Origin of the sequence: Ruegeria sp. R8_1, from assembly GCF_017743815.1 — a bacterium.
GTDB classification, from domain to species: domain Bacteria; phylum Pseudomonadota; class Alphaproteobacteria; order Rhodobacterales; family Rhodobacteraceae; genus Ruegeria; species Ruegeria lacuscaerulensis_A.
The window spans coordinates 101,853-118,512 of the sequence record NZ_JAGHRL010000002.1 but is presented as its reverse complement, the minus strand read 5'-3'; the positions used below and the strand labels follow the sequence as shown (position 1 = coordinate 118,512).

General features: G+C 55.0%; 14 protein-coding genes and 2 pseudogenes. 10 read left to right on the top strand and 6 right to left on the bottom strand.

What is annotated here, in order from left to right:
• Window positions 1-143: 143 nt before the first annotated feature.
• The 3 genes from J7380_RS04665 to J7380_RS04655 all read right to left on the bottom strand — a co-directional run bounded on the left by J7380_RS04665 (window position 144) and on the right by J7380_RS04655 (window position 3,132).
• The gene (locus J7380_RS04665; protein ID WP_209194703.1) at window positions 144-926 is read right to left on the bottom strand and encodes an ATP-binding cassette domain-containing protein; all 783 of its coding nucleotides are present in this window, start codon (window positions 924-926) and stop codon (window positions 144-146) included.
• Window positions 926-1,996 carry an ABC transporter permease gene (locus J7380_RS04660; RefSeq protein ID WP_209194702.1) on the bottom strand — a complete coding sequence of 357 codons (1,071 nt, stop codon included), beginning with the start codon at window positions 1,994-1,996 and terminating at the stop codon, window positions 926-928. Before J7380_RS04660 ends, J7380_RS04665 begins: the two co-directional genes overlap by 1 nt.
• A 116-nt stretch (window positions 1,997-2,112) precedes the next feature.
• Window positions 2,113-3,132 (bottom strand): sugar ABC transporter substrate-binding protein, encoded by a 1,020-nt coding sequence (locus J7380_RS04655; protein ID WP_171093906.1) that lies wholly within the window; start codon window positions 3,130-3,132, stop codon window positions 2,113-2,115.
• Between the two features lie 186 nt (window positions 3,133-3,318).
• On the opposite strand from J7380_RS04655, the gene J7380_RS04650 reads away from it, so the two are divergent.
• From J7380_RS04650 to J7380_RS04630, 5 genes and pseudogenes are all read left to right on the top strand, one after another.
• Window positions 3,319-4,518 (top strand): ROK family transcriptional regulator, encoded by a 1,200-nt coding sequence (locus tag J7380_RS04650; protein ID WP_209195133.1) that lies wholly within the window; start codon window positions 3,319-3,321, stop codon window positions 4,516-4,518.
• A 770-nt stretch (window positions 4,519-5,288) separates the two neighbouring features.
• Window positions 5,289-6,448 (top strand): annotated as a pseudogene (locus tag J7380_RS04645) (IS3 family transposase).
• A 25-nt stretch (window positions 6,449-6,473) separates the two neighbouring features.
• Window positions 6,474-6,800, top strand: a complete 327-nt coding sequence (locus J7380_RS04640; protein ID WP_209194701.1) for a hypothetical protein — start codon at window positions 6,474-6,476, stop codon at window positions 6,798-6,800.
• 713 nt (window positions 6,801-7,513) lie between these two features.
• Window positions 7,514-7,714: a hypothetical protein gene (locus J7380_RS04635; RefSeq protein ID WP_209194700.1), complete on the top strand. Its 201-nt coding sequence runs from the start codon at window positions 7,514-7,516 to the stop codon at window positions 7,712-7,714.
• A gap of 62 nt (window positions 7,715-7,776) precedes the next feature.
• Window positions 7,777-8,522: pseudogene (locus tag J7380_RS04630) on the top strand (IS5 family transposase).
• Window positions 8,523-8,595: 73 nt separating this feature from the next.
• On the opposite strand, the gene J7380_RS04625 reads toward J7380_RS04630, so the two are convergent.
• Complete coding sequence (locus J7380_RS04625; protein ID WP_209194699.1) at window positions 8,596-9,063, bottom strand: hypothetical protein; 468 nt, start codon at window positions 9,061-9,063, stop codon at window positions 8,596-8,598.
• 264 nt (window positions 9,064-9,327) lie between these two features.
• On the opposite strand from J7380_RS04625, the gene J7380_RS04620 reads away from it, so the two are divergent.
• Together J7380_RS04620 and J7380_RS04615 are read left to right on the top strand one after the other, a co-directional pair.
• A complete protein-coding gene (locus J7380_RS04620; protein WP_209194698.1) occupies window positions 9,328-10,221 on the top strand; it encodes a lipid A-modifier LpxR family protein in 894 nt (297 codons plus the stop codon).
• A 96-nt stretch (window positions 10,222-10,317) separates the two neighbouring features.
• A complete protein-coding gene (locus J7380_RS04615) occupies window positions 10,318-10,770 on the top strand; it encodes a DUF2799 domain-containing protein (protein ID WP_209194697.1) in 453 nt (150 codons plus the stop codon).
• 653 nt (window positions 10,771-11,423) lie between these two features.
• On the opposite strand, the gene J7380_RS04610 is transcribed toward J7380_RS04615, so the two are convergent.
• Complete coding sequence (locus J7380_RS04610) at window positions 11,424-12,056, bottom strand: tyrosine-type recombinase/integrase (RefSeq protein ID WP_209194696.1); 633 nt, start codon at window positions 12,054-12,056, stop codon at window positions 11,424-11,426.
• 319 nt (window positions 12,057-12,375) lie between these two features.
• Window positions 12,376-13,287 (bottom strand): LysR family transcriptional regulator, encoded by a 912-nt coding sequence (locus J7380_RS04605; RefSeq protein WP_209194695.1) that lies wholly within the window; start codon window positions 13,285-13,287, stop codon window positions 12,376-12,378.
• A gap of 8 nt (window positions 13,288-13,295) precedes the next feature.
• Here J7380_RS04605 and J7380_RS04600 point away from each other — a divergent pair, with 8 nt between their 5' ends.
• The 3 genes from J7380_RS04600 to J7380_RS04590 all read left to right on the top strand — a co-directional run bounded on the left by J7380_RS04600 (window position 13,296) and on the right by J7380_RS04590 (window position 16,507).
• The gene (locus J7380_RS04600) at window positions 13,296-14,030 is read left to right on the top strand and encodes an NAD(P)-binding domain-containing protein (RefSeq protein WP_348539072.1); all 735 of its coding nucleotides are present in this window, start codon (window positions 13,296-13,298) and stop codon (window positions 14,028-14,030) included.
• A gap of 96 nt (window positions 14,031-14,126) precedes the next feature.
• Window positions 14,127-14,996: an SDR family oxidoreductase gene (locus tag J7380_RS04595; RefSeq protein ID WP_209194693.1), complete on the top strand. Its 870-nt coding sequence runs from the start codon at window positions 14,127-14,129 to the stop codon at window positions 14,994-14,996.
• A 212-nt stretch (window positions 14,997-15,208) separates the two neighbouring features.
• On the top strand, window positions 15,209-16,507 hold the full coding sequence (locus J7380_RS04590; protein WP_209194692.1) for an epoxide hydrolase: 1,299 nt from the start codon (window positions 15,209-15,211) through the stop codon (window positions 16,505-16,507).
• The last annotated feature ends 153 nt before the right edge of the window (window positions 16,508-16,660 follow it).

Sequence of the window (16,660 nt, the reverse complement as noted above, 5' to 3'; positions counted from 1 at the left end):
TTATGCGTTCAGCAATTGCACAACGGTTTCCGCCAGTGTCGATTTTCCTGATGCAGGGGGGCTGGCGATTGCGACAATCGTCCGAACCCCAACCTGCCTCCGGGAGGTGATCAAGTCGCACACGCGCCTTGCATCCTGCTCAATCAGGCGGCGTCTTCTTTTGGTGGTTCCTTGGCTCCGGTCATAAAGGCCACAGCGTCAGACATCGTGTAATCCTTGGGGTCAATCGTGCAGAGTCTTTTGCCCAGCCGGTGCACGTGAATTCGGTCAGCGACCTCGAAGACATGCGGCATGTTGTGACTGATCAGGATGATCGGAATGCCGCGAGCCCGCACATCTTGGATCAGTTCAAGTACTTTGCGGCTCTCTTTCACGCCCAACGCAGCCGTCGGTTCGTCCATGATGATGAACTTGGTCGCAAAGGCCGCTGCGCGCGCAACGGCCACGCCCTGTCGCTGGCCACCGGACAGTGTCTCTACCGCCTGATTGATCGACTGGACGGTAATCAGGCCAAGCTCAGTCAGTTTGTCCCGTGCGAACTTCTCCATGGCGGGGCGGTCGAGCTGACGCATGTACTTGCCCATGAAACCCGGTTTGCGGATCTCTCGCCCCATGAACATGTTGTCCGCAATCGACAGGGCAGGAGACATGGCAAGTTGCTGATAGACGATTTCGATACCCATATTCCGGGCGTCGATTGGAGAGGTAAAGTTTACCTTCTTTCCTTCAATCAGAATCTCGCCTTCATCCGGGATCGTGGCGCCGCAGATTGCCTTTACGATGGAAGACTTGCCCGCGCCGTTGTCCCCGATCACCGCCAGAATTTCTCCTTGCCGCAGTTCAAAATCGGAGTGATCGATGGCGGTCACGTGGCCATAGCGCTTCACGATCCCACGTCCTTGGACGACTGGAGTTGCGTCTGACATTAGCCCGATACCTTTCTGATCCACTGGTCAACGGCGACCGCTGCGATGATGAGAAGACCGATGAGCAGGAAGGTCCACTGCGCATCTGCACCCAACAGCCTCAGCCCAAGAGTGAACACACCGACGATCAGTGCCCCGAACAACGACCCCAGAATCGAGCCCCGTCCACCGAACAGAGAGATGCCGCCGATCACAACCGCCGTGATACTTTCAATGTTGGCCAATTGGCCGGACGTTGGCGAAACAGATCCGATGCGCCCGATCAGAGCCCAACCCGCGAAGGCGCAGATTAGACCAGACAGCATGTAGACGGACATAAGGGTTCTGTGGACGTTGACACCGGACAGCACGGCGGCCTCGGGGTCATCCCCGACCGCGTAGACATGCCTGCCCCAGGCGGTGTGTTTCAGCGCATAGGCAAGCACGAAAATCAGGATTAGCATGAACATCACGCCAACAGTGAATGTGGCGCCGCCGATGCTGAACTTGGTGCCAAAGAATTGCAGGAAGGGGGCGTTGGCCTCAATATCCTGACTGCGGATGGTTTCGTTTGCGGAATACAAGAAATTGGTGGCCAGAACGATTTGCCACATGCCCAGCGTCACGATGAACGGGGGCAGTTTAACGCGACTGACAAGCCAGCCGTTGATCGCTCCGATTGCGGTGCCAACGGCGAGGCCGCAAAACACTGCAACGGGCACGGGGATACCATATCGAAAGGTGAACTGCCCCATGATCACGGACGAGAACACCATGATCGCACCGACGCTCAGGTCGATGCCTGCGGTCAGAATGACAAGGCTCTGTGCTGCCGCCACAATGCCGACAATCTGAACCTGCTGCAGGATCAGGGTCATCGCAAAGGGCGAGAAAAACTTGGAGCCCAAAAGCAGCCCGAAGATCAGGATTGCACCGACCAGAACGATCAGGGGCACGAAAGATGGGTTAACGTGGAGAAGATGCTGCAACTTCCCCAGAACGCCGCGCCGATGGTCTTCGAACTCTGCAACAGTTTCTGTTCGACTGGCCGCAGTTTCGAATTCCTGGGTGCCTTGGTTTGCTTCGGACATCTCTCCCCCTTTTCGTGGATCGCGTTGTCCCACGAGGTCAGCTTACAGGAAGTTTCAGTTTTATGGTGAATGGAATGATGAGGCGCTCAGGTGCGCCTCATCCATAAAGTCTTTGCTTAGCCCCAGCAAAGCTCCAGACCTTCTGCGACTGAAATGGATTCCACCCCATCAACCGGCTGATCGGTGATCAGAGCAACGCCCGTATCGTAGAAGTCCTTGCCAGGAGTGTTTTCCGGCTTCACGCCTTCGTCGGCCCATTTCTTGATGGCTTCAACGCCAAGTGACGCCATCAACAGCGGATATTGTTGGCTGGTGGCCCCGATAACGCCAGCTTCCACATTCTGGACCCCGGGGCAGCCGCCATCGACCGAGACGATCAATACATCATTTTCGCGTCCAATGGACTTAAGCGCCTCGTAGGCACCGGCTGCTGCCGGTTCGTTGATCGTGTGTACAACGTTGATGGACGAGTCCTTGGCCAGCAGGTTCTCCATCGCGCGACGCCCGCCTTCTTCGTTGCCGTCCGTCACGTCACTGCCAACCAGTCGTGCGTCGGTTTCGTCTCCGATGACGTTAGGATCTGCCAATTCCACCCCGAAACCGTCGAGGAAACCCTGATTGCGCAAGACGTCTACGGTGGGCTGGCTAACGTTCAGATCAAGCGTTGCAATCTTTGCATCCGCGGCTGCATCGCCCATCTTGGCCTTCGCCCACTGTCCAATAAGCAGGCCTGCCTTGTAGTTGTCCGTGGCAAATGTAGCATCGGCAGAGTCAATCGGGCTTAGCGGTGTGTCCAACGCGATCACCAAAAGACCGGCATCCCGCGCCTGCTGAACCGCAGGGACAATCGAGCTTGTGTCCGACGCAGTAAGCAGGATGCCTTTTGCGCCGTCGAGAATGCAGGTTTCAATGGCTTGCACCTGCGTTTCATGGTCGCCGTCCACCTTACCTGCAAACGCCTTAAGGGTCATTCCAAGCTCTTCAGCTTTGGCCGTTGCGCCTTCTTTCATCTTTACAAAGAATGGATTGGTATCTGTCTTAGTGATCAGGCAAACGGTTTCTCCAGCCGCGTGAGCAGACGCCGCAGCCACTGTAAGTGCGGTAGCAGACGCGGCAATCTTGAATAGATTTTTCATGTTGTCCTCCCAGAAAATTGTTGTTGCCCCGCATGGCCCGCCAACGAGGCTCGCCCTCATCCCCTAATGAAGGTCTTTTTCAAGAAAAAGTGATTCTAGCCTTCCTGTCAATAAATAAATAAAGTTTATTTATTAATTTACCCAGACGTCTTTTCATAAGAAAACAAGGTGTTTATGTTCAGGATTATGGAGAAAGAGGCGCTCAGAACACTGACCGGCGGGGTAAGTCAAAGCGGGGTTCGCGATCACAACGAACGTCTGATTTTGACAGTTTTACAACGACATGGCCCCACCGCAGGCGCCGACGTCGCGCGATTGACGGGCCTGTCTCCTCAGACTGTATCAATTATTCTGCGCAAGCTTGAAAAGGATGCGATTCTTAAGCGTGGAACCCCACTGCGCGGGAAAGTTGGAAAGCCCTCGATCCCAATGGAATTGAACCCGGAAGGTATCTTGTCGGTTGGGATGAAGATCGGGCGGCGTAGCGCCGACCTGCTCTTGATCGACTTTACAGGTACACCACGCCGCCAGCTTTCCACCGCTTATGACTATCCGCTACCAGAGGTCATTTTCGGGTTTTTGGAAACTGGTTTGGACACGCTTTTGTCCCACGAGGCTCAGAGGCTTCGTGATCGTGTTTGTGGGATCGGGATCGGGACCCCATTCGAACTTTGGAAATGGCACGATCTGTCTGGGCTTGCCGCAAAAAAATTCCGGTCCTGGAGAAACGTGAACTTCTTTTCCGAGGTTGCCAAGTTCAGCGATCTGCCGGTTTTTGTGGTCAACGACGCAACAGCCGCATGTCACGCAGAACATCTGTATGGGCGTGGGGCAGAATACCGTGACTACTTCTACTTCTTTATTGGCTCAATGATCGGGGGCGGTGTTGCGCTGAACGGCACCGTGTTCGAGGGCAACCAAGGCAATGCCGGTGCATTGGGCGCCATGCGCACGACGGGCCCATTGGGTGAGAGCCAGCAACTGATCGACACGGCGTCGCTGTTTTTGCTCGAGGACCGATTGATCGAAGCGGGTGTCGACCCGGGGATACTATGGGAGAAGCCGCAAGATTGGAGCAGCATTTCTCGATATGTCGAGCCGTGGATTGGCACCACAGCGCAAGAATTAGCTAAGGCCGCTCTTTCAATCTGTGCTGTCATCGACTTCGAGGCCATTTTTATCGATGGCGCGTTCCCGCCTGAGGTTCGGGAAGAACTGGTGTCCAGGGTTCGCCGTTACTTAGTCAACCAAGACAAACGCGGCTTGATTCCTCCGGTCGTTGAGGCCGCTGCAGTTGGGGAAAACGCTCGCGGCATTGGGGCGGCTAGCAGCCCAATTTTCCGCCAGTTTCTTTTGAATACCAATGCTGGGCTTTCTGGAATGTAACCGAAGTTTATCGCGTTCAAAACTTCTAAGCGGTCGTTCGCGGCTGGCATACGGTCCAATCCAATCTGCGCTTGCGCGTGCCAAAGCGACGTTCAAAGGCCGCCACCCAAAGCATGACCAGCGGATACTTCCTACTTTGAAATACTATGTCGCATGCTTATCACCTGTCGTCGAAAGTGGGTAATAGGCCGATTGCACATATTACACCGCCGTGGCCAACGTGAGTTTGCTACGTCCACTTCCTGCGCATTGCTGAAATTGGGGCATCACACAGCATCGGTCAAAGTGGGCTCCTTCGAGTCCTTCGCCGCGTCCCGCCTAAATGTCAGGTTTTGAGTGCTCGGAGGGAAGATCTCAGACAAAAGCCATTGGACATTGCGGAACGGGTGTTACGTGAACCACCTTCTAGTTACATCGTCACCCATCTGGGTCCTCATCGCTCCATTGTCCAATTTCGTAAACACCCTGCTTTTTCATGCGACGTATGAACGCTAGATAGTTAACTACGCGGTCGATCTCATCCAATTCTCCAGTGGCATAGGCGACCGCAATCATCTTGAATTGGGCCTCAAGATCTTCCGCAATTTTTTCGTCTCGTCGGGCGAGACCCTTTCCAGTCCCCAAAGAAACAGTAGTTGTTTCGTCTTCGCTCCACATCTCATCGAGATAGGCCCTTAGATTAAGCTCGGGACTATTCGCGCCCTGACCTGCCCCCCGCAAAATCCCTCACCATGAAGTAGAGTCTGCCCAACCTATGTAGGAGCAGACGAATGCGTAAGAGCCGTTTCACCGAGGCGCAAATCATCGGGATGATCAAAGAGCAAGAAGCCGGGATGCCGACAGCGGAGGTGTGCCGTCGGCACGGCCTGAGCCCGGCGACCTTTTGCAAGCTGAAGTCCAAGTATGGCGGCATGGAGGTATCGGAGGCTGCGCGGCTGAAGGCGCTGGAAGATGAGAATGCCAAGCTGAAGCGGCTGCTGGCAGACACGATGCTCGACAACGTGGTTTTGAAAGACCTGCTGGGAAAAAGCTGACGACACCGAAAGAGCGGCGAGAGGCAGCGCTCAATGCAATGCGGGATCATGACATCTCGCAGCGCAGGGCCTGCCGGCTTGTCGGTGTCGACCCCAAGACGGTCCGGCGCGAACGCCCGCCCGACCATCCTGAGATCCGCTAGGAGATGAAGGAGATCGCTGGCAAACGCCACCGGTTCGGCTACCGGCGGATCGGCGTGCTGCTTGAGCGAAAAGGCATGATCATGAACCACAAAAAGCTATACCGCCTCTACCGGGAGGAGGGCCTTGCAGTGAAACGGCGGCGGGGCCGCAAACGCGCCCGAGGCTCGAGAACGCCGATGCCCGAAGCCACACAGCCCAACCAGCGCTGGTCCCTGGATTTCCTGGCAGACAGCTTCGGCGCGTCGCGGAAGTTTCGCATCCTGGCCGTGAATGACGACTGCTGCCGGGAAAACCTGTGCCTGGCGGCAGACACCAGCATTTCAGGTGAGCGCGTTGCCCGGGAGTTGGACGCGCTCGTCCGGATCTACGGAAAACCTGCTTGCATTGTCAGTGATAACGGCACGGAATTCACCAGCCGGGCAATCCTGAGATGGGCCGATAGGAACGGCGTGGATTGGCATTACATCGACCCAGGAAAACCGCAGCAGAATGCCTTTATCGAGTCATTCAACGGCAGCCTGCGGGACGAGCTTCTCAATGAAGAGTTGTTCGACACCCTGGACGATGCCCGCCGCAAGCTGGCGCTGTGGCGCTACGATTACAACAACGTCAGGCCGCACTCTTCGCTGGGGAACAGAACGCCAAAGCAAGCGCGGCAGGCGCTTGAGCTATTTGAGGGCTCCGCGCCTGCCGCGCTTGCCAAACCCGAAACCGACGACTACCAAAATCAAACCCGCAGACTCTCGTCATGAGCGAGGGACCAGCGGGGGGCAGGTCATGCGCGAAACACGCGACGCGAATGGCCCAATATTCCCGATAGGGGACGTCGATCCTCGGCTGCCTGTGCACGAAGACATCATCGGCACAATCACGGCCAACGGAACTCCAGTCGCCTTTCCCCGTGCAACAGCCATGGCTGCATTGGTTGCAGGGCAAGACGTCGCGTTTGAAGATGTGAGATTGGAACTATTTGCAGGGGGCGTAAGGGCCATCGGATCAAACGGCGAAGTACGTTTGAGCCATCAGGCCTTTTGGTTTGCTTGGTCCCAGTTTTATGCGGAGACCGTTTTATGCGGAGACCGTTTTATGGACCGAATAAATTGAACGTTTGCTGCGTGAGAGCTGCACCGCAGCAGCAAGCGACTCAGTCAAGGTCCGGAATGGGCCGTCCTCGCTAACCTTAAGCCCGCCGTCGCTGAAACTGCTGCGACTGATCTAGTGGCTGCGGAGAAGCAAAGCCAATGGAGAATTAGTTGAGTTGCTGAAGACGAGGGAAGACGAACAGCGACTACGTTAAGAGAGGTGTCGATCCGGCGACAGAAAAGCATTTCTTCGTTAGCCAAAGTGTCTCAGGTGGGCTTACAAGCTCGGTGTGTTCCCAAAAACTCCTTTTGTTTCCCACGCATCATTGAATCCAAACTGGAAACAGAGCTCACGTTCGACGAGGCTATCCCTAAGATTTCCGCACATGTTGTGCCTCAAAACTCGGTGTAGCATAGGTTCATCTCCATAATTTAAACAATTTACCGTTTGTTAAGGAAGTTGCTCGAACTTGGGTGAAATGGTGTGCAAGGGAATAACGGTATGGACAGAGAATTTTTGGAGTATGCCAACGACACGGAGCTAAGGCTGGAAGATGAGGGTTGTTTCCTGACTGCACAGGCTATGCGTCAAGTTATCAGCACGTATATTTTGGACCACACTGAAAGCAAATTATATGATTTGAGCTCCAGAAACCAAGAAAACAAAACAGGATTAACCCGGCATTAACCCAAATCCCTCGACAGTGACAAAAAAGTGATTTGGAGAGGGATTTCATGAGCACCGGACATTGGTTTGTCGAAGCAATTAGTGAAATGGTTGACTACGCAAAAGCAGAGGGTTCAAAGAACACTTTGTGTGGCTTACAAACAGCTTTCGAAGTTTTCTTAGAGGAAGCAACGGTAACTGAAGCAGAGAAGGCCATCGTGAGGAACTTAATTCAAGAAAACACGGAACAGCCAAGGGTACTCATCTAGGGTCAGGACCCATTAATTTCCGTTTTGCGGCGTGATTCACGGTTCAAAAACGAGCGGCGAACATGTCTGATCTCTTCTGGCCAACGGATGCGCAAATGGCGCGTCTGGAGCCCTTCTTCCCGAAGCCCCACGGCAAGCCGCGCGTCGATGACAGGCGTGTGTTGAGCGGGATTATCTTCATCAATCGAAATAGTTTGCGGTGGCGGGATGCCCCTGCTGTCTCTGGACCGCACAAGATGCTGTACAATCGATGGAAACGGTGGAGCGACAAGGGCATCTTCGCGCGAATGATGGCTGGCCTGGCCGCCGAGCACGGCGAACAGAAGACTGTGATGATCGACGCGACCTATCTGAGGGCTCACCGGACAGCGACCAGCATGGGCGACAAAAAGGGGGGCGTGGACGCCTGATTGGTCGAACCAAGGGCGGCATGAACACCAAACTGCACGCCCATCTGCGACAGTCAGGGACGCCCGCTGAACCTGTTTATAACCGCAGGACAGGTCAGCGACTATATCGGTGCTCGGGCTCGGTTCAGCGGCATACCGAATGTCGATTGGCTACTTGGAGATCGCGGATACGATGCCGATTGGTTCCGAGAAACGTTACAAGACAAAGGGATACGCGCATGTATCCCCGGTCGGATGCAGCGCAAGACAACGGTGAAGTACGATAAGCGCCGCAACCGGATCGAGATCATGTTTGGCAGGCTCAAGGATTGGCGTCGTGTGGCAACCCGTTACGACAGGTCCCGAAGGTCTTCCTCTCAGTAATCGCCCTCGCAGCTCTCGTCTTCTATTGGCTATGAATCCTGAACCTAGTCTCAGTAGACTTGCGGTCCAAAGCCAGATTGTGCACGTTTGGCTTAGGGAATACTGACTTCAGGCAATTTTATCTGCAAGTCTCTGAGTTGCATTGCGTGTGGCAGGTTGGTTAGCGCGACCGCCGCCAAGGATTTTGCTTACATTCTCTAGGACATCTAACGCGGTTGCGACAACATCATCTTTCCTTCCAAGAAGCAGCTGGAATTGGCCGGCTGTTGCCGGAGTGTAAAGAGAAGCAATCAGGTGATTTGTGATTTCACGTTTAAACGCCTCATCAAAAATCCCCGGAAGCCCCTCACCGTCTACGAAAACCGCAACCTCTTCGGCTGTGCAAATCGAGATTTGAACCACCTCGTTCACGTCGCAGGGCTTTTTTATCAGGTCTATAACGACTCCCATGGCAACAACGTCGAAAAAATTAGGCGCTGGTACAAGCCTACCGAAACCAAAAGTCAATTGAGTTCCGAAATAGGGCTGTAGAATACTCCAAGCAGTCTCGACTTGCGCCAAAGGTCTGGCAAGCATCTCAGTCACATCCTGTATCGCAAATGGCGTAGTCGTGGTGCAAAACAACTCTTGATCCTTCTTCCAATTGAGACTCCAATTTTATTCCAAAATCATAAATCTGAATTAACGTGCGAGATTTTATAAAACTTTTTCATGTCATTGAAGTCGACAGGTTCTTTGCGGCACATCCGTGAAGCTAACAACGTTAGGCCGACGTTAAGGCTCCTGCACTAGAGATTCGGAAAGTACTGCCAGTTTCTCAAGCGTAGCGAGGTGAATTTCATGAAAGCCCTGATTTCTGCATTGGGTGTTTTTCTAACCGTTTCTACGGCAAATGCGGACACGATTAAGTCCAGCTTCTTTACAAACGATTTCATGGGCGACGGTAGAGATCGCTGGCGTTCTGCGAGTTACACTCTATTTTTTGGTTTTGAAGGAGAAAACACAGGAGGAATCGCGCACGATTTTCGAGCTAGAGCCGAAATAATTTCGCCATGGGGCGCAAGAGGTCAGCCAACGAATAGCGACCGACCCTATGTGGGGATGTTGGGGTTTGGGATATTCGCCAACGAAAACTATGGCGAACTGCAATACAATGCAGGGCTTGAAATTCTCCTGACAGGCGACCAAACGAACATCGCCGATTTCCAGCAGAGTTTTCATGAAATAACAGGAATTGCCGGTTACTTACCTGACGATATGCCTCACGAACATGTGGGCGATAGCGTCACAGGTATGGTCGCGGTTGAACTCGCGAGACCTTACAAGATATTTGACAGCTTTTCAGTAAGGCCGTTTGTAGGGGTTCAGGCCGGATATGAGACTTTCGGGAGAATTGGGGTCGACTTGCTTATTGAAGGCTATGCCAACGCCGAACGCTATGTTCGTGACCCCGTTTCCGGCTTCCTACAGCCATCTTCTCCTGCGCGAGCGTCCAGGATGGACGACATGTCTTTTCTTTTGGGGGTCGACTACACGTACATCACACACAGCGATTTCTTTCCGGATTGGTCAGATGTCGAAATGACCAATTCGCGAATTAGAGCGCGGGCAGGAGTGCAAGTGGCTATACGAAAAGCCTCAACATTTTTTGGGCTCACCTATCTTAGTAAAGAATTCGATTCACAGGTCGAAAGTCAAACAATAGGAGTTTTGTCTCTCGAATTTCCTTTCTGAGTCTCCACCTTAGGCATTTCTTAAGCGCCGTTTCATATTCTCCTACAAATACCGCACTTTATGTGCGCCAAATTCTTTAGCAAAGGGATGAGAGCAATGACCAAACTTGTGACGAGCAGTGAGCAGTTTAATTCTTCAAGTAAGTATTGGACGAAGTCCAAGCTATTTTTTGGTTGTATTGTGTTGGCTCTCTATGCCGGTGGCCCGGCGTCAGCGAACGGTACGCCCAATGGCTTTTTCTCAAAGTGGCTCTCGCCTGAAGCTTGCATTGGGAAGATAGACTGGTTTCAGGTCGGAATGGCCGACGGAAGCATGGGAATAGAGTCGAGCTATTTCAGTGTTTACGAACAGCTATGTGCGCGACGCTCAAAAACGCCTGACAGGGAGGCGTATTTCAAAGCTTACCGTCAAAGCGTACGGTCTTATTGTGATCCCGAGAATATCTATAAGCTCGCTCGTAGCGGTGCAGTCGTCATCAGCGCATGTGAGGATTCTGCGGTCATCCGTAAGGCTGTTCAGGATGGTTTTGCAAACCTCCTTGAAGAGTGAGCGAATGATGAGCCAGACCATTCTTAGTGTAAAGGCGTGGCGCTAACCAAATCTTTACCAATTTTCGGAATGCTCAAGTCAAATGAAGATTTTCCTCGGACTAGCCCAGCCACATTGGCTGGGCGTTCTTTTTGGGCAAACTTCTCAACAGGTTCCTATAAACATTCACATAATAAGAAATTTTTGCCGTACTGTTTTCTACTTCCGACGCTCATGCCGAAAGCCACCAATAAGTCTTGTTGGTTATTCAAACAATCGCTTCGTTTGAACTATGAACGATCAGCATCGTCAATCGCAACAGCTAACAACGTGCCGTCGAGCGGTCAGCCTCAAAGTCGGAACCGTCCCGCATCTGACCCATCTCGACAAGTGACAGCGAAAGCGCCGATTCTGTTCGGCTTAATATGGCACCTAATAATGTCCGGAATGACGAATTGCGCTGCGCTGCACTGTTTAGCGTGTGGCAGATGCAAGATCATGCTGCATAAGCGAATTGCGAAAATCGGACGGCGGGTCTGTCCGCAAAGTACCAGTCCGCCACTCGCTAAATCTCGCTGTCGCAGCGAAAGTCGGCTCTGACGGGTCGCGCTGCAGCATACCGGCCGGTAGACGAACGGCGGGATTGGGCCGCTCGCGAGAGCAACCCGTTGGCCTTAGATATCTATCGCTTCGGCGATTGCTAAGGCATCCTCGAGTTCGACGCCGAGATACCGGACTGTACTGTCCATCTTAGTATGGCCAAGCAGAAGCTGAACAGCGCGTAGGTTTCCGGTCTTCTTGTAGATCTGAGTGACCTTGGTTCTCCTCATTGAATGGGTGCCATAGGCGCTCGCCTCGAGACCGATCGATGTAACCCAGTCCCGGACGATCCGCGCATATTGCCGGCTCGAGATGTGCAAGCGCTCATGAAACCGACCTGGCCAGAGGTACTCTGAACCGACCATCAGCTCATCTTCCATCCACTTCTCAACAGAGGCACGTGTGCCTTCGGATATCTCAAAGCGCACGGGTTTCTGCGTCTTGCTTTGTAGGGCCGAAGCCCGTTCCTTGATCTGACCCGATGACATGACATCGGCGACCTTCATCTTTATCAGATCGTAGCCGCGGAGCTTACTGTCGATTGCCATGTTGAAGAGCGCAAGATTGCGATGGTTTTCGGCAAGTTCGAGGCGCACTCGGATCGCCCAGACATGTTTAGGTTTCAGCGGGCGCTTTTGACCTACAATACGCCCTTTGTTCCAGGCTGGGCGAAGTACGCGAATGGCAGGTAAGTTTGGGGTTTCCATGGTTGATCCTCCGATCCGCCATGCCCGCCCACAACGACAACCCGACGTTGAAACGATAGAATATCATAGGATACCTCATGCTGCTCCAATGACAGCAACGCGCAGATTCTCGCGGGACTTAACCTTGCTCCAATATGAGTTGTTGCATCTGGCCCAGTGGCCGCAAAGAGCCCAAACCACCCGATTGCTGCGGAGTGACGAAGGTCTGCTTACGATGTTCTGTCACCGCGTCCCCTAGGCCCGGCCTCTCATCTATACTTCATAACCAAAAAGAGCCGATCTGAAGCCAAGGTGACCTAAGAACTCGCCCGTTTGAGATTTAGTTCTCGGTGTTTGGGGCATGCGCCTTGAGGAAATCGACAAAGGTGCGGATGCGCGGAGACAAAAGGCGGCGGTCGAGATACATGGCGGAAATCGGCGTCGCGGGCGGGCGGTGCTGTGCAAGGACTTCTTCCAACGCGCCGGTCGCCAGATGTTTGCGGACCATGTACCCGGGAAACTGCGCGACACCTGCATCCTGCAAGGCCAGGTTCAGGATCATTTCACCCTCATCCGCAACGAAGTCGGCGGGCAGCTCGATCTTCTGAAGTTCCCCGTCAAAGTTCATCATCCAAGGGAAAAGGCGACCGGTTTGCGGCGCGCGAAACCTTAGTCCGCGGTGCCGTGCCAGATCGCTCGGGTGATCGGGACGGCCAGCCTTGTTCCAATAGGCGGGCGTGGCGCACACAAGCATGTCCTCATCATAAAGCTTACGCGCAATCAGGTGTTCGCTTTCCGCCAAACCTCCCGAACGAATGGCCAGATCGATGCCATCTGCCGCAAGGTCCGTCAGATGGTCCGAAAGGGTGATGTCAATCTGCACCTCGGGCCATCTTGCCGTGAACTTGGCGATCACATCCGCCAGCCACAGACGCGCCATGGGCGAGGCCGCCGAGACCTTTAACCGCCCTTTTGGACTTGCATTGGTGTCTGCCACCTCGGCACCCACAAGGGACAAATCCGCCAGCGCCTTTTTGGCACCGTCCAGGTAACGCTCGCCTTCGGGTGTCAGGCTGACGCTGCGTGTGGTTCGGTTCAGCAACTTTACACCCAGATGATCCTCAAGCCGCGTAACGGCTTTGGACGCGGCGGAGGGCGACAGGTCCAACGCCCGCGCGGCCTCATTGAATGCGCCGTGTTCTGCCACCTGCACGAAGGCGGTGATCGAGGACATGGGAGGAAGATCATTCATGACAAAAAGTGCATACTGTGTCCGTTCGGGCCCGATTTATCCTGTCTGACGTCGTCTCTATCATCAATCACATCAGCAATGAAAGGAGACACGACATGAATATCGGTATCATTGGAGCTGGCGACATTGGCCGCCTTTACGCAAAACTCTGGCACCAGGCGGGCCACGCCGTCTTTCTGAGCGCGCGCAATCCGGACAAACACCGCGACTTTGTTGCGGACTTGGGCGATGGGGCGTTCATCGGCACGCCCGAAGAAGCCGCAGCCTTTGGCGACGTTGTGCTGCTCGCCGTGTACTACCCCACTGTTGACAACGCCGTCGAGGCCATTGCGCCTCATGTTGGTGGCAAGCTGGTGATCGACGCCACAAACCCGCTTGGATATGACGCAAACGGCAAGCTTGAGGCGCTGATACCTGACAGCGACATTGCCGGACTGGTCATGGCGGCAAAGCTGCCGGGTGCCCGCATCGGCAAAGCCTTCACCTCTTTGTGGTCGGGCTATGTTGAGACCAAATCAAATATCGCCGATCCCCAGGTCGCCATGCCCTTCGCCGTCGACGCAGATGCGGACAACACGACAATGGCGCAGTTGATTGGTGAGGCGGGTCTGGTGCCTGTGGATATCGGCGGGCTTGCAGACTCAGCCGCGCTCGACCCCAGCAGCCCGGTTTGGAACGTCGTTCTGACACCGGAAGAGGTCAAGCAACGCGTCGCCGCATTTCGGCTGAAAAGCGCTGCGTAGCTTAGGCCCCCCTCATTCATTGGCGACGCGGCAGTCTGCGCTAGCAGTGCGCTCACACCCGCAACGCGTCGCCAGCGATCTAAAGGAGACACAAAAATGTCCACCTCAAAGATTCTCATAGCCGGTGCAACCGGCACAAATGGTCGCGCGCTTATCGATACGCTTGTCGCTAAGGGCGTCGCCGTACGCGCCCTTGTGCGCAACATCGAAAGCGCGCGCGCAACACTGCTAGACGGCATCGAATTGGTGCAAGGCGATCTGGGTGGGCCCGACAGCCTGAGCGCTGCGTTCGACGGCGTAGACAAAGCCTATGTCGTGACAGCGGTGCAGCCGAACACGGTTGAGCTCTTTCACAACTTCTATGATGCCGCGCAGGCTGCAGACGTTTCCCATGTCGTGAAGTTTTCAGGCATGGGTGCATCGGAGGCGTCCCCGTCCGAAGTGATCCGTCAGCACGCGGCCAGTGACGCGGACCTGCGTGCCAGCGGGTTGCCCTATACGATCCTGCGGCCAAATTCGTTCCACCAGAACATGCTTTGGCAGGCCGGTGGGATTGCGTCGACCGGCAAATTCTACCTGCCGCTTGGCGATGCCGCACAAAGCACAATTGATGTCCGCGACATTGCTGAGATCACGTCTACGATTCTGACCACGGACGGGCATATCGGCAAAACCTATGATCTGACGGGGCCGGAGAGCATCACCTTTCACGACGTGGCTCGCATCATCGCGGATGTTCGCGGCGCACCCGTAGAGTATGTGCCCATCACGCCAGAGGCCGCCGAACAGGCGATGCGCGATCAGGGCATGCCAGAATGGTCCGCACACAGCTTGGCGGAAATCCAGGCGCTGTTTGCGACGGGTCAATACGCACAAGTGACCGAGGATGCCGAACGCCTCCTGGCGCGCGCACCGCGATCTTTCCGAGATTTTGCCACCGACCACAAAGGCGCGTTTATGGTATGATCGCCGCGCATCCGCACCCCATAACCAGAACCGCCGCAGAGTTATGCCTGCGGCGGTTCTTTTTTTCAATTCGGTGGGCCTCCTAGTCCTGCATAGATGGCCGTCAGCCTTCTATTGATGACAGAAAGTGCATTCTGGCGGTCCTAGGACCCAATTTTTTGACCCCGTCCGCTGTTTTATCTTCTTTTCATCAGCAATCGAAAGGCAAAGCCATGCACACCAAACGCACCTTCCTGACCGCCACAGCCGTTGCTGTCGCAGCCAGCATCGCCCTTACTTTCTCAAGTCTTGCAGCGGACGCACCGCGTATCGCGGGCGGCACAGCCGAGCCCTTCACGATCGAGGTCCCTCAGGATCGTCTTGATCGCATAATGGCCAAGGTCCGCGATCACCAGTTCCTGCCGGAGCTCTCTGCCGACGCCACAATGGCGCCCTGGGATCAGGGCATGTCGCAGTCCTGGATGGCGCAGATGGGCCAGATCTGGGCCAATGACTACGACTGGCGCGACGCCGAGGATCGGCTGAACACGTTCCAGAACTTCCGCGCCGAGATTGACGGCAAAGACCTGCACTTCATCCACGAACCGGGCAGCGCGTCCAACCCGACACCCATCCTGATCCTGCATGGGTGGCCCTATTCGCCCTATTCGTTCGTCGATGTCATCGAGCAATTGGCGCACCCTCAACGCTTCGGCGGTGATGCTGAGGATGGGTATGACGTGGTTGTCGCCTCGATCCCAGGCGTCGGCTGGTCCGAAGCACCCGACGCGCCAGAGGGTCTGCGGGCCACCGGCGCACGCTATCACACCCTGATGACTGAGGTTTTGGGGTATGATAGCTACGTGACCCATGGTGGGGACCAAGGGGCCATTACCGCCGCCTATATGGGCATCGACTTTCCCGAGGCGGTCGCGGGCAACCATGTGCATATGTTCTACCCCCGGCATGCGGACTCGCCCTGGCTTTCCGGGACTGCAGGCGACAACCCCACAGCCGCAGAACAGGCCTTTATCGAGCGCGAGGCCGCGTCGCCCTTCACCGATCTGGCCTACATCCTGACGCACATCGCGCGCGGTGAGACGCTTGCCGCAGCGCTGCACGATAACCCTGTGGGACAAGCGGCCTGGATCTGGGACAAGTGGTTCTACTGGACCGATCAAAGCTATGCCTCGATCGATGAGGTCTATGAACCGACACGGCTGATTGACGAGGTTATGTATTACATCGTCACCGACAGCTTTAGAACGTCGCTGTGGCCCTACCTGATGCTGGCGCACGAGAACGTGACGGTCTTGGCCGAAGGTGAAATGGTCGACACGCCCACCGGCGTCACGGCCTGGCCCGACCCGACCTTCCCGCTGCCGCCCAAAGAGTATGTGGAACGCTCCCGCAGCAATCTGATCCACTACACGACCCCCGAGCGTGGCGGGCATTTCCCAATGGTCGAGGCACCAGAGCTCTATGTCGAAGACCTGCTGTCCTTCCACCGCACCCTGCGCGGGCTGGACTAAAGCCGCACCACCAACCATCAGGGCAGTCGTGCACGCGGGCCAACGCTCGCGTGCACAGGTCTGTTTGCTGCGCAGGCGGCTCACAACGCCCAGGCTCACGGTCTGCAAAGACCAAGGTTGGGTTTGTTGCAACCGGCGCATCGCGCGCCACGC